At 64.4% G+C, this 12870-nt stretch carries 8 protein-coding genes; 4 read left to right on the forward strand and 4 right to left on the reverse strand.

Features of this window, described 5'->3' with window-relative positions; genetic code table 11:
• Window position 1: 1 nt before the first annotated feature.
• The 3 genes from NKI49_RS11755 to NKI49_RS11765 all read right to left on the reverse strand — a co-directional run bounded on the left by NKI49_RS11755 (window position 2) and on the right by NKI49_RS11765 (window position 4528).
• Window positions 2-1171 (reverse strand): efflux RND transporter periplasmic adaptor subunit, encoded by a 1170-nt coding sequence (locus tag NKI49_RS11755; RefSeq protein ID WP_352600320.1) that lies wholly within the window; start codon window positions 1169-1171, stop codon window positions 2-4.
• An 822-nt stretch (window positions 1172-1993) separates the two neighbouring features.
• Window positions 1994-3124 carry a patatin-like phospholipase family protein gene (locus NKI49_RS11760; RefSeq protein ID WP_352600323.1) on the reverse strand — a complete coding sequence of 377 codons (1131 nt, stop codon included), beginning with the start codon at window positions 3122-3124 and terminating at the stop codon, window positions 1994-1996.
• A 315-nt stretch (window positions 3125-3439) separates the two neighbouring features.
• The gene (locus NKI49_RS11765; protein WP_352600325.1) at window positions 3440-4528 is read right to left on the reverse strand and encodes a citrate synthase/methylcitrate synthase; all 1089 of its coding nucleotides are present in this window, start codon (window positions 4526-4528) and stop codon (window positions 3440-3442) included.
• A 92-nt stretch (window positions 4529-4620) separates the two neighbouring features.
• Here NKI49_RS11765 and NKI49_RS11770 point away from each other — a divergent pair, with 92 nt between their 5' ends.
• On the forward strand, window positions 4621-5763 hold the full coding sequence (locus tag NKI49_RS11770; RefSeq protein WP_352600327.1) for a citrate/2-methylcitrate synthase: 1143 nt from the start codon (window positions 4621-4623) through the stop codon (window positions 5761-5763).
• A gap of 24 nt (window positions 5764-5787) precedes the next feature.
• Here the strand turns inward: NKI49_RS11770 and phaR are convergent, their stop codons facing one another.
• Window positions 5788-6396, reverse strand: coding sequence for a polyhydroxyalkanoate synthesis repressor PhaR (phaR, locus tag NKI49_RS11775; protein WP_352600329.1), 609 nt, complete (start codon window positions 6394-6396; stop codon window positions 5788-5790).
• Window positions 6397-6698: 302 nt separating this feature from the next.
• Between phaR and NKI49_RS11780 the strand changes: the two genes are divergently transcribed.
• The 3 genes from NKI49_RS11780 to NKI49_RS11790 all read left to right on the forward strand — a co-directional run bounded on the left by NKI49_RS11780 (window position 6699) and on the right by NKI49_RS11790 (window position 12859).
• The gene (locus tag NKI49_RS11780) at window positions 6699-7883 is read left to right on the forward strand and encodes an acetyl-CoA C-acetyltransferase (RefSeq protein ID WP_352600331.1); all 1185 of its coding nucleotides are present in this window, start codon (window positions 6699-6701) and stop codon (window positions 7881-7883) included.
• Window positions 7884-8009: 126 nt separating this feature from the next.
• Window positions 8010-8735, forward strand: coding sequence for an acetoacetyl-CoA reductase (gene phbB, locus NKI49_RS11785; RefSeq protein ID WP_352600333.1), 726 nt, complete (start codon window positions 8010-8012; stop codon window positions 8733-8735).
• A gap of 710 nt (window positions 8736-9445) precedes the next feature.
• Window positions 9446-12859, forward strand: coding sequence for a helicase-related protein (locus NKI49_RS11790; protein ID WP_352600335.1), 3414 nt, complete (start codon window positions 9446-9448; stop codon window positions 12857-12859).
• Window positions 12860-12870: the final 11 nt, after the last annotated feature.

The raw sequence follows: 12870 nt of genomic DNA on the forward strand, positions 1-12870 counted from the left end.
CCTACTGCGTGCCGGCGGTGGCTTCGCCGATCAGTTTGTTGATAGTCGCCTGGTCGGCCTCGACCGGCTTGACCGAATCGCCTTCCTTCACCAGTTCCTGGCCGGCGACGATGATGCGCGCGTCATCCGGAATGCCGCCGAGCACCAGGCCGTTCGGCGTGTCGTCCACCAGGTCGATCGGGAAGAACGCCACCTTGTCGTCCTTGCCGACGGCGCGGATGCCGAGATCGCCCTTGTCGCCCAGCGTCACCACCGAGCGCGGCAGCAAGATCGCGTCGGCCGGCTCGGCACTGAGCGTGATTTCGGCCGTCATGCCGGCAGGAATGCTGCCATCCGCATTGGGTATCGCCACTTCGACGCGGAAGGTGCGGGTCTGCGACGAGGCATCACGGCTGATATAGCGCACCGTGCCGGTGACCTTCTGGTCGTTGACCAGGCGCACATTGGCTTCGTCGCCGATCTTGATGTAGCGCAGATCGCGCTCGCTGATCTCGCCGCGCGCGATCACCGGGTCGAGCTTGAGGATGGTCGCCACTTCGCCGCCCTGCATCACCGAGCTGCCGAGTTCCACCGCCACCCGGTCGATGACGCCATCGAACGGCGCCTTCACCTCGTTGCGGTCGAGCTCCGCCTGCGCCGTCTCCAGCATCGACTGCGCCGCCGTCAGGTTCGAGCGCGCGGTGTCGAGCTGCAGCTTGGGAAGATTGCCCGTCTTCATAAGCCGCAGCGCCGCGTCCAGCTCGGCCTGGCGCTGCGCCACGAGCTGCTTGGCGTTGTCGACCATCGAGATCTTTTCCTCGGCGGCGAGCATCAGCACCAGGTCGCCGGTCTTGACGTGCTGGCCCTGCTTGACCGGCAGCTTGTCGATGACGCCCGCGACACGCGTCGCCAGCACCGCGCGCTTGTCGGCCTCGGTCAGGCCGGAAATGCGGATGGCGCGCGCATATGTCTTGCGCGGCGGCGTCACCACCGCGACGGTGCGCAACGGCGCCTTCGGTTCGGCCTCGGCCGCCTTCGGCTTGCCGGCCTCCTGCTCCTTCGCGGCCTCTCCTGCCTTCTTGTTGTCGACAGCGGCGCTGCCGACCGACGAGAACTCGCCCGTCACCATCCAGGCCGCGAAACCAATAAGCACAACAATGGCTGCAAGCTTGTGAAACCTGATTCTCGGCATCGTCGTTGTTTTCCATTGCGGGTTCGGCACCGCGTCTTGATAACGCGGGCGCGTCGCCGATATGGGTGCGCGCCGGGCCGTGTTCAATTTGCCGTGATCGGCGAGCGAGCTTCTACCTCAAAGTTGCGGCGCAATATAGTCAGAAAAGTTGCGGGACCATTACATGGCCGGACAAGATGCGCCCGCCGAGTTCAAGTTTCCCGATCAGCTGACAGGCCGCTCCTCTCAACCCGGCATCGCTCGCCACTCCACCCCTGTCCCCGATCCAGGCAGCCCGCATTCCGGTACCGGCCCTGGCGGTGACATCTTCGTAGTCGCGCCGCCGTTGCCCGCCGGACCGTGACCCTGGCAGCGACTTTCGCCGGTAATCTGCCGATCAGCCCCACCTTCGCGAGCACCGGATGTCTGGCTCTCCATGTCGGGCGACAGCCATGCAAAGCATTGGAACTGTTTTAGAAATGGACGGGCCTAAGCACGGATTCCGAATGACAAATCGGATCTACCCTTCGCTGCGGAGCTTGAGGGCACGAATGCGAATGCAGCCAGAAATCCGCGCCCGAACAGCGCGACCTGTCGTCAGTGACATCGCAACCGGCGCGGCCCCGATACGGAGACAGCGCAAGTATTACGGCTCACGCGGACAGTTTCCCGGCCGTCTCGACCGTCAAGCCGGCTGCCAATCCCGTTGCTCGCGCGGGTACGAAAAGGCGTTTCGCACATCGGCATGGCAGCAGGCGTCAGCATGATGCGGAACTTTTTTGCGGCAGGCTCCGCCTTCGACGGATTCAGCATCGGATGCACTTGCGGTGGGCGCTGGCGTCCTCAGGCCCGGCGGCGCTCCGCCTGCGGGTTTTTGCGCACCGCAAGAAATTCCTTCACCCGCCGGCCGGGTGCGGGACCGCGCACCGGTCTGAAGCCGTCATCGAGTTCGCCGGAGAGATCGAGCGTCGCTTGGCTCCCAACGGCGTCGTAATTCTCCTCCAGCCAATCGCTGGCGGCGGTGCGGCCAAGGTCTCTGAGATAGGTCAGGAACGCCCATTCGGCGTTGACCTTCGACGATGCCGACAGGTCCTTGAACGCCTCGTCGGCATCGATGCGGTGCATGCGGATATCGCGGTACTCGCCATGCGGCAGGCGGCCGGCGGCGATCAGTTCCTTGACGAAGGCGATTGAGCGGAATTCACGCAGCAGCCCGGCATTGAAGGTGATCTCGTCGATGCGATTCTGGATTTCGTTGGCGCTTTTCGGTGTTCCTTCGCGCACCACGGGATTGATCTGCACCAAAAGCACGTCCTCGGTCGCCGCCGTCTTGAAGAAGGGATAAAGCGCCGGATTGCCGCCATAGCCGCCGTCCCAATAGGGCACGCCCTTGATCTCCACCGCGCGGAACAGCTGCGGCAGGCAGGCCGAAGCCATCACCGTGTCGAGGTCGATCTCGCCGTCGGAGAAGACACGCAGTTGGCCTGTCTCGACATTGGTCGCCGAAATGAACAGCTCCATCGACTTGCAGGCGCGGACATTGCCGAAATCGATCTCCCGCTCGACCACGTCGCGCAGCGGATTGAGACCAAGCGGGTTGGCGACGTAGGGCGAAAACACCCGTGACATCGTATCGAAGAAGACATAACCCGGCGTGTTCTCGATCGACCAATTGCCCCAGGCGACATCCCACGGCATACGCTGCACCGGGCTGAACCGGCCCTTCGCCGCCACCGCGCCCCAGAAATCGTCGAGCTTTTGCCGCGCGCCCTCTACACCGCCGCGAACGAAGCCATCGGCCAGAGCCACGGCGTTCATGGCGCCGGCGCTGGTGCCGGAAACCGCTGATATCTCCAGCCTGCCATCCTCGAGCAAGCGGTCGAGCACGCCCCAGGAAAAGGCACCATGCGAGCCACCTCCCTGAAGCGCGATGTTGATCTTCTTCTTTTCCTCCGCCTTGCCGTTTTTCGTCATGGCGTTCCTACTCTCGGTGCCTGACCCCCGGCCCGGGAATCGGAACGGGGTCACGGCCGACCTATGTTGCAGTGCAGCATATAAGGGCGCACAAAGGCAAGAACACGAGCACGGTCGCGTGATCGCATAAAAATTCGGTCATGCCGAAAGACCTCCGCCTTGCGGCGGAGAGGCGGTATTTCCTTCGAACGGATCAAATGCCTAGAGTCGGATGATTTCGGGCCGAATCGACCTCAAATCTGAATCCGCCTCTAAATCAAAGGGATAGAGCATGATGTCGTCCGAAAACCGCTTCGCACTTTTCGGCATCATGCTCTAGGCGACGAGGTCCGGCATCGGTCCGACGTAGCGCGACTGTGGACGAATTAGCCGTCCCGTCATCTGCTGCTCGCGCGCATGCGCGACCCAGCCGGCGACGCGTCCGGCGGCAAAGACATTGCTGAAGGCTTGGCTGGGGAAACCCGCCGCTTCGAGCACGAGCGCGGTATAGAACTCGACATTGGTCTGCAGCGAGCGCTGCGGCTTGGCAATCCGAAGCACGTCGAGCGCCGTTTGCTCCACGTTCTCCGCGAACGCCAGCCGGCGACCGGTCTCGCCCTCGCCGCCGAGCTGGCGCACCACCGCCTTCAGCACATCGGCGCGTGGATCGCGCACGCGGTAGATGCGATGGCCGAAACCCATGATGCGTCCGCCACGCGCAATCTCGCCGCGCAGCCAGCCGGCTGCGTCGCCATGCGCCTGGATGGCATCGAGCATCTCGATGACAGGGCCGGGCGCGCCGCCATGCAGCGGCCCCTTGAGCGCGCCGAGGCCAGCCAGCACCGACGACGTCAGCCCGGCCTGCGTCGAGGCGACGATGCGCGTGGCGAAGGTCGAAGCATTGAGGCCGTGGTCGCAGACGGTCACGAGGTAAGTGTCGAGTGCCTTTGCCAGAGCCTCCGTTGGCACCGAACCCTCGAGCATCCTCAGCATATCGGCGGCATGATCGGCCTTCCCATCCGACGCGACCGGCTGCTCGCCGCGCTGCAGGCGCAAGAGGGCCGGCGTCAGCACGGCGGGCGCCGCGATCAGCCGAAGCGCATCCGCCAGCGTCTCGCCGTCCGGCAGCAGCGCCATGCCGGCGCGCATGGCGCTGTAGACGTCGAGTGGCGCCAGCAGGGGCAGCGAAGGCAGGAGCCGGTCGAACACCTCGACGCGCGCCTGGCCCAGTCTCGTGGCCAGCTCCGCATCGCCGGGAAGGTCATCGAAGAAGCCGTCGAGAAGCAGGCGGACGACCTGCGGATAGCTCCATAGCCCGGCCAGTTCCGGCAGGGAGTACCCCCGGATCGTCAAGCGACCGCCCAGCCCATCCACGTCGGACAGCACTGTTTCCGCCGCCACCACATCATCGAGCCCGTTTGCCATGGCCTTGTCTCCTTGAGCTTTTCCGAGTTCAAGAATAAGGGTGGGCAACACAAGCATCAATCTTGATCAACAGAATCAATCTGAGAGCCGATATGTCCGAATGGCTGTCGCGGGACGAGGCGCTGGAACGGCTCAAGGTGCGGCCGCAGACGCTCTACGCCTATGTCAGCCGCGGGCGGATCGGCATGCGACCCGACCCGATCGATCCACGCCGAAGCCAATATCGCGCCGACGATATCGCCGCACTGGCGACCCGCCGGGCGCGCGGACGAAGCCCGTCTGCCATCGCCGAAAGCGCCATCGCGTGGGGCGAACCGTCGATCGTCACCGCGATCTCGACCGTTTCGCACGGACGCCTTATCTATCGGGGCCGAGACGCCGTTACATTCTCGGATACGGCCACGCTGGAAGAAACCGCCGCCTTGCTCTGGGCCCTGCCTGGACCGGTGGTTTTCAAGGCACAGTCGTCGGATGCGTCCCAGCAAGTCGGCCGAACCTCGGCGCTTACCCGACTTTCCACGCTCGCCGGTCAGGGGCGGCCTTCGCTCGGACGCAGCGCCGTCTCGCTGTGCGCCGATGCCGCGCACGCGGTGGATGCGCTGGCGCAATCGCTGGGCGCCGTAGCCGGCGCGGCTCCCGTACACCAACGGCTGGCGCAGGGCTGGTCGTTGGGTGCGGCGGGAGCGGAAGCGATCCGCCGCGCCCTTGTTCTCCTTGCCGACCACGAACTCAATGCATCGACCTTCGCCGCGCGCGTCGCGGCCTCGACCGGGGCGTCGCCCGCCGCTTGCCTGCTGGCGGGTCTGGCGACACTTTCCGGCCCCCGGCATGGTGGCGCCGGCGAGGCAGTGATGCAACTCGCAGACGATGCGGCACTGCACGGCGCCGATGCGGCGATCCGGCGCTGGCTCGGCCACGACCGGCCGTTGCCGGCGTTCGGCCATCCGCTCTATCCCGAAGGCGACCCCCGCGCGACGGCGCTTTTGGCGGCCATCGACACCACCGACGAGACATTGAGATCGCTCGAAATCACCGCCATTGCCGCGACCGGCGCCCGCCCGAACGTCGACTTTGCCCTGGCGGTGCTGACGCGCGGCCTCGGTCTGCCGCGCGATGCGCCATTCCAGTTGTTCGCGCTTGGACGCAGCGTTGGCTGGGCCGCCCACATGGTCGAACAGGCAGTGAGCGGCGGCAGCATCAGGCCGCGCGGCCGCTATGAGGGATTGTTGCCGTAGGATCGGGAGAAAAGCGCTACGCGCTCACGACATCGTATCGAGCTTGCGCTGCATGGCGGCGATCTGGTTCTTCAATTCCTGAAGATCGTCGGGCTTTTCCGGCGTTTCCTTCCTGGCCGGTTCGGCCGCGGGTGCGGCCGGCGCCGGACCTGCTGGCGGGAACGGCGTGAACAGCCGCATCGCGTTCTGGAACATTTCCATGTTGCGGCGCGTCTGCTCCTCCAGCGCCTTGATCGGCGTCGTCATCTTCATCATGTCGAGCGGCGACTTGCCGATGGCACCCTTCATCTGCTCGCGGAACCGCTCCTGTTCCTTGGAGAAGGCGATCATCGACTGTTCGAGGAAGCTCGGCACGATCATCTGCATCTGGTCGCCGTAGAAGGCGATCAGCTGGCGCAGGAACGGGATCGGCAGCATGTTCTGCCCATCCTTGTTCTCCAGTTCGAAAATGATCTGGGTCAACACCGGATGCGTGATGTCGTCACCGGTCTTGGCGTCCTGGACCGTGAACTCCTCGCCCTTCTTGACCATCTCGGCAAGATCCTCGAGCGTCACATACGTGCTGGTGCCCGTATTGTAGAGGCGGCGATTGGCATATTTCTTGATAATGATCGGATCGTCTTTTGCGGCCATCTGCATCCTCCCCGGACACCGGCGTGCCTGAGTAAGCAGCCGGTAACGATTGCGCCTTTTTCGAAGGATATGCGCAAAAGCGTCATAATTCCAAGCAGTTTGTGCAGTGCGGGATTATTTATCGCTGCATGGCCGGGGCAATATGCTGCGCAGCAGTGGCACGGTTCCTGACAAGGCGATGCGAGACCCGCTTGCGGGGCATGGGCGCCATGCCGATTTCCGGTTTGACTTGAACCGTGGAAACGGCAAGAAAAGTCGCCAACAACGTCCAAAACACGACAATTCGAAGTCCGGAGAAGAAAATGTCCTCTGCCAATGCCATCGTCATTGCCAGTGCCGCGCGCACGGCCGTCGGGTCTTTCAACGGCGCCTTTGCCGCCACCCCGGCGCATGAACTCGGTGCTGTCGTCGTGCGGGAACTTCTGTCGCGCGCCGGTGTCGAGCCGGCTGAAGTGGACGAAGTAATCCTTGGTCAGGTGCTGACCGCGGCCCAAGGCCAGAACCCGGCCCGCCAGGCATCGATCATCGCCGGCCTGCCCAAGGAGACCACCGCATGGGGCCTCAACCAGGTTTGCGGCTCGGGCCTGCGCGCCATTGCTCTCGGCATGCAGCAGATCGCCACCGGCGATGCCAAGGTGATCGTCGCCGGCGGCCAGGAATCGATGTCGCTTTCGCCGCATGCCCAGCACCTGCGCGCCGGGGTCAAGATGGGCGACTACAAGATGATCGACACCATGATCAAGGACGGTCTGTGGGATGCCTTCAATGGCTATCACATGGGCAACACGGCCGAAAACGTCGCCCGCCAATTCCAGATCACACGCGACGATCAGGACCAGTTCGCGCTGGCTTCGCAGAACAAGGCCGAGGCCGCGCAGAAGGCCGGCAAGTTCAAGGACGAGATCGTTGCCTTCACCATCAAGGGCAAGAAGGGCGACACCATCGTCGACCAGGACGAATACATCCGTCATGGCGCCACGATCGACGCCATGAACAAGCTGAAGCCGGCCTTCGACAAGGACGGTACCGTGACCGCCGCCAACGCTTCCGGCATCAATGACGGCGCCGCCGGCGCGCTGCTGATGAGCGAGGCGGAAGCGGCCCGACGCGGCATCACGCCTCTGGCGCGCATCGTCTCCTGGGCGACCGCCGGCGTCGATCCGCAGATAATGGGCACCGGCCCGATCCCCGCCTCGCGCAAGGCGCTGGCCAAGGCCGGCTGGTCGGTCGGCGATCTCGATCTGGTCGAGGCCAACGAGGCCTTTGCCGCGCAGGCCTGCGCCGTCAACAAGGACATGGGCTGGGATCCCTCGATCGTCAACGTCAATGGCGGCGCCATCGCCATCGGCCATCCGATCGGCGCTTCGGGTGCCCGTATCTTCAACACGCTGATCCACGAGATGCGCCGCCGAGGCGCCAAGAAAGGCCTCGCCACACTCTGCATCGGCGGCGGCATGGGCGTCGCCATGTGCGTCGAAGCGCTCTAAAAGAAGAAGTGAATAGCGAATAGGGAGTAGCGAATAGGGGAAGAATGGCGTCAGCGCGGCGGGACATCAAATCCCTACTCGCTATTCGCTACTCCCTATTCGCTCCTCCGACCCAAGGGAGGACATATGACCAAGGTTGCAATCGTCACAGGCGGATCGCGCGGGATCGGCGCGGCGATCTCGATGGCGCTGAAGAGCGTCGGCTATGCGGTTGCCGCGAACTACGCGGGCAACGACGAGGCGGCGGCGAAATTCAAGGCCGAGACCGGCATCCCGGTCTACAAATGGTCGGTCGCCGACTACGATGCCTGCGCCGCCGGCATCAAGCAGGTCGAGGCCGATCTTGGTCCCATCTCGGTGCTGGTCAACAATGCTGGCATCACCCGCGACGCCATGTTCCACAAGATCACGCGCGAGCAGTGGAAGGAGGTTATCGACACCAATCTCTCGGGCGTCTTCAACATGACGCATCCGCTGTGGAGCGGCATGCGCGACCGCAAGTTCGGCCGCGTCATCACCATTTCCTCGATCAACGGCCAGAAGGGCCAGGCCGGCCAGGTCAACTACTCCGCCGCCAAGGCCGGCGACATCGGGTTTTCGAAGGCGCTCGCGCAGGAAGGCGCTCGCGCCGGCATTACCGTCAACGTCATCTGCCCTGGTTACATCGCCACCGAAATGGTCAAGGCGATCGACGAGAAGGTGCTCAACGAGCGCATCATCCCGCAGATTCCCATCGGCCGGCTCGGCGAGCCGGAAGAGATCGCGCGTTGCGTCGTCTTTCTTGCGTCCGAGGATGCCGGCTTCATCACCGGCTCGACCATTACGGCCAATGGCGGCCAGTATTTCGCCTGAGCAATGCTCCGGCAACGCAAAGCGACAAACGGGCGGGAAAAACAGGTTCCGTTTTCATGGCGGCTAGGTCGCCTGGAGGCCGCGCCGCCATGCGATGATCCAATCCGGCACGCAAAGGTTAATGGCGGCCGCGCCGCCTGTGCGAAACTTGTTTGCAATCCTGTGGATTCTCGGTGGATAAGCTGTTCGAAACACAAGATGTTGGGGTGAACAGATCGGGAATATTCCGGCCATCCCGATTCGTCGCCATTTCGTTCCGGCTTTGAGCGCAACGTTAACGACAGCGGCCGGAATCGCCCACAAATTCCTTAACGCGGATTAGGAAAGATCAACAATTTCATAATGTTGGTTCGGCACGCCCAAGCCGCCGCGATCGCTTATCGGCAAAAGTTAACGACAGGGCTCGCCAAGCATGAAACGGGCCAGTTCGACGATTCAGCATGTGGTGAGACTCGTGCCCGCCAAATCCACATATAGCCGTGAACAAAACCTGAATCTCGGCGAGTCACTGATTCGTCGCCGATTCGTTCCAGACTCGTTCCAACTGTTAATCGGCACCCAATCGGGAACTTGACACGGACGCCTTCTGAGCCCTGCCGGAACATTCCGCTTTCGCTTCGCGCCCGAAATCCCTATGTGTCGCCTGTCATACGCGCCACCCAGGGCGCGCTCCCGACAACGAGAGACCAGAAAGCCCTATTTCCAGGTCAATGAACATCCAGCCGAAACACACCGAGCCGCTGATCCTGACCGGTCGCGACGTGACCGCCGTTCTCGGGCCGACCAACACCGGCAAGACCCACCTCGCCATCGAGCGCATGGTGGCGCATGAGAGCGGCATCATCGGCCTGCCGCTCAGGTTGCTCGCCCGGGAGGTCTATACCCGCGTCTGCGAGAAAGTCGGGGCCCACAAGGTTGCGCTGATCACCGGCGAGGAGAAGATCCAGCCGGCGGGCGCCAGATATTCGGTCTGCACCGTCGAGGCTATGCCGCGCGAGACCGACGCCGCTTTCGTCGCCATCGACGAGGTGCAACTGGCTGGCGACCTCGAGCGCGGCCATATCTTCACCGACCGCATCCTGCATCTGCGCGGCCGCCAGGAAACGCTGCTGCTCGGTGCCGCCACCATGCACGGCATTTTGCAGCGCCTGCTGAGAGGCATCTCTGTAGTGACGCGGCCAAGGCTGTCGCATCTCGCCTATGCCGGATCCAAGAAGCTGACCCGCCTGCCGCGGCGAACGGCGATCGTCGCCTTCTCCGCCGACGAAGTCTATGCCATCGCCGAACTGATCCGCCGCCAGCAGGGCGGCGCCGCCGTCGTGCTCGGCGCACTCTCGCCGCGCACCCGCAACGCCCAGGTGGCTTTGTTCCAGTCCGGCGATGTCGACTATCTCGTCGCCACCGACGCGATCGGCATGGGCCTCAACCTGGATCTCGACCACGTCGCCTTTGCCCAGAACCGCAAGTTCGACGGCTACCAGTATCGCAATCTGACCGCGGCCGAGCTCGGCCAGATCGCCGGGCGCGCCGGACGCCATTTGCGCGACGGCACCTTTGGCGTCACTGGACAGGTCGATCCGTTGGACGAGGAACTGGTCAAGAAGATCGAGAGCCACGATTTCGATCCGGTGAAGGTGCTGCAGTGGCGCACCGCCCGTTTCGATTTCGCCAGCCTCGACGCGCTGAAGCGCTCGATCGAGACCAACGCGCCGGTCGAGGGGCTGACGCGCGCGCTGCCGGCGGTCGATGCACAGGCGCTTGAGCACCTGTCGCGTGACGAGGACATCCGCGCGCTTGCCACCGACGCCAAACGCGTGGCGCTGTTGTGGGAGGCCTGCGCCTTGCCCGACTACCGCAGGATCGCGCCGGCCCAGCACGCCGACCTCATTGCGTCGATCTACCAGGATCTCGCCCGGCATGGCCATGTCGATGAGAATTACATGGCCGAGCAGGTGCGCCGCGCTGATACAACGGAGGGCGATATCGACACGCTGTCGCACCGCATCGCCCAGATCCGCACCTGGACATTCGTGTCGAACCGGCCCGGCTGGCTGGCCGATCAGGCACACTGGCGGGAAAAGACGCGCGAAATCGAAGACAGATTGTCGGATGCGCTGCATGAGCGGTTGACGAAACGCTTCGTAGACCGCAGGACTTCCGTCCTCATGCGGCGCCTTAGAGAAAATACCATGCCTGAAGCCGAAATCAGTCCTACCGGAACCGTCCTCGTCGAAGGCCATCATGTCGGCGAACTGCAAGGGTTCCGCTTCACCGCCGACCAGACCGCCGGCGGCGAAGACGCAAAGGCCGTGCGCACCGCCGCGCAAAAGGCGCTCGCCGCCGAATTCGAGGCCCGCGCCGAACGCTTCGGCGCCTGCGCCAACGGCGACCTCGCGCTCGGCTCGGACGGCACGCTGCGCTGGATCGGCGCACCGATAGGCACGCTGGTTTCCGGCGAAGACGCGCTGAAGCCGCGCCTGGTGCTGCTGGCCGACGAACAGCTCACCGGCCCGGCGCGCGATAAAGTCGCGGCACGCGCCGAACGTTTCGTCAATTTCCAGGTCGAAACCCTGCTGAAGCCGCTGGTCGATCTCAGGAATGCCGAGCAGATTTCCGGCATTGCCCGCGGCATCGCCTTCCAGCTGGTCGAGAATTTCGGCCTCATCAACCGCCGCGACATCGCCGAGGAGATGAAATCGCTCGACCAGGAAGGCCGCGCCGCGCTTCGCCGGCTCGGCGTGCGCTTCGGCGCCTACCATGTCTTCGTGCCGGCGCTGATCAAGCCGGCACCCGCCGGATTGGTGACCTTGCTGTGGGCGTTGAAGAACGACGGCAAGGACAGACCGGGCTTCGGCGACGTCGTTCATGCGCTGGCCTCCGGCCGCACATCGGTGGTCATCGACCCGACCTTCGACAAGACATTCTACAAGCTTGCCGGATATCGCAATCTCGGCCGCCGCGCCGTGCGTGTCGACATTCTGGAAAGACTGGCGGACCTGATCCGTCCGGCCACCAACTGGAAGCCTGGCCTCGGCCAGCGTCCGGACGGCGCCTATGACGGCCAGTCCTTCATGGTGACACCGCCGATGATGTCGATCCTCGGCGCCACCGCCGACGACATGGAAGAGATCCTGAAAGGCTTGGGCTATCGAGCCGAGCCGAAGCCGCCGGCCGAAGTGAAGGCGCGGCTTGAAGCGCAGGACAATGCCGCGCGCGAAGCTGCGGCGGCTAAGCTCGCGGCGGAAGAAGCCGCACGCGCCGAGCAGGCCAAGGCGGCGGAAACCGCGGCGACCGATGGAGCCGCGGAGGCGTCGGTCGAAGCTTCGGAGCCGGAACCGGCTGTCCCCGCAGAAGCGGAGCCGAATGAGACAACCACTGTCGATGCTTCAGCTGAAGTGCCCACCGAACCCATCTTGGAAGCAGCGGCACAGCCTGTCGTGGAAGAACAGCCCGAAGCTCCGGCGGAGACCCCGCAGGAGGTTCCACTCGTTGCAGGGGCCGTCGCTGACGCCACTGTCACCGAAAGCGCCGACGCGCTCACCTCCTCCTCGATGGAGGAGGTCGCGACGCAAAGCGGCGCGGGTGGGGGTGACGGCGCCGACGCTCCTCACGAGGGGGAGGCTGAACCCGGCGAACCCGCACCAGAGGCCGAAGCGCCCAAGCCGATCCTGTTGTGGCGTCAGGGCCGTTTCGAGCAGCGTCCGCGCCATCACGAAGGCCGCGGCAATCGTCCGCGCAACGGACAGGCGCGCGGCCGCAGCAATGCACCGGCCGATGCCGCTGGCGTACCAGCGGCGGCACCTGGAGAACGCCCAGTCCATGAGGCAAGGCGCGACGGCGCCGGCAAGCCGCGCTTCGATCGCTCGAAATTCAAGCCCAAGCCACAGGGCGAAGGCGAGCAGCGGCGTGACGGCCGTCCGCAAGGCGAGCGTCCCGACCGCCGCGAAGGCCGGCCCGACTGGAAGGGCGGCAGACCGGAAGGCAAGGCCGGCGGCCCCGATCGACAAAAGGGCAGCGGAAAGCCTGCCTTCCAGCCAAAGCCGCGTGAGGAGCGTCCAGTGCGCTTCGATCCGGACTCGCCCTTCGCCAAACTCGCCGCCTTGCGCGACCAGCTGAAGAAGTAGCCCCGGCTCGG

It is taken from the genome of Mesorhizobium sp. M0587, from assembly GCF_040320945.1.
In the GTDB taxonomy this organism is placed as follows: Bacteria; Pseudomonadota; Alphaproteobacteria; order Rhizobiales; family Rhizobiaceae; genus Mesorhizobium.

Coding starts and splice junctions, on each gene's coding strand:
- NKI49_RS11790 (WP_352600335.1), top strand. CDS start 9,446: ATGAACATCCAGCCGAAACACACCGAGCCGCTGATCCTGACCGGTCGC.
- NKI49_RS11765 (WP_352600325.1), bottom strand. CDS start 4,528: ATGGCAAACGGGCTCGATGATGTGGTGGCGGCGGAAACAGTGCTGTCC.
- NKI49_RS11755 (WP_352600320.1), bottom strand. CDS start 1,171: ATGCCGAGAATCAGGTTTCACAAGCTTGCAGCCATTGTTGTGCTTATT.
- phbB (WP_352600333.1), top strand. CDS start 8,010: ATGACCAAGGTTGCAATCGTCACAGGCGGATCGCGCGGGATCGGCGCG.
- phaR (WP_352600329.1), bottom strand. CDS start 6,396: ATGGCCGCAAAAGACGATCCGATCATTATCAAGAAATATGCCAATCGC.
- NKI49_RS11760 (WP_352600323.1), bottom strand. CDS start 3,124: ATGACGAAAAACGGCAAGGCGGAGGAAAAGAAGAAGATCAACATCGCG.
- NKI49_RS11780 (WP_352600331.1), top strand. CDS start 6,699: ATGTCCTCTGCCAATGCCATCGTCATTGCCAGTGCCGCGCGCACGGCC.
- NKI49_RS11770 (WP_352600327.1), top strand. CDS start 4,621: ATGTCCGAATGGCTGTCGCGGGACGAGGCGCTGGAACGGCTCAAGGTG.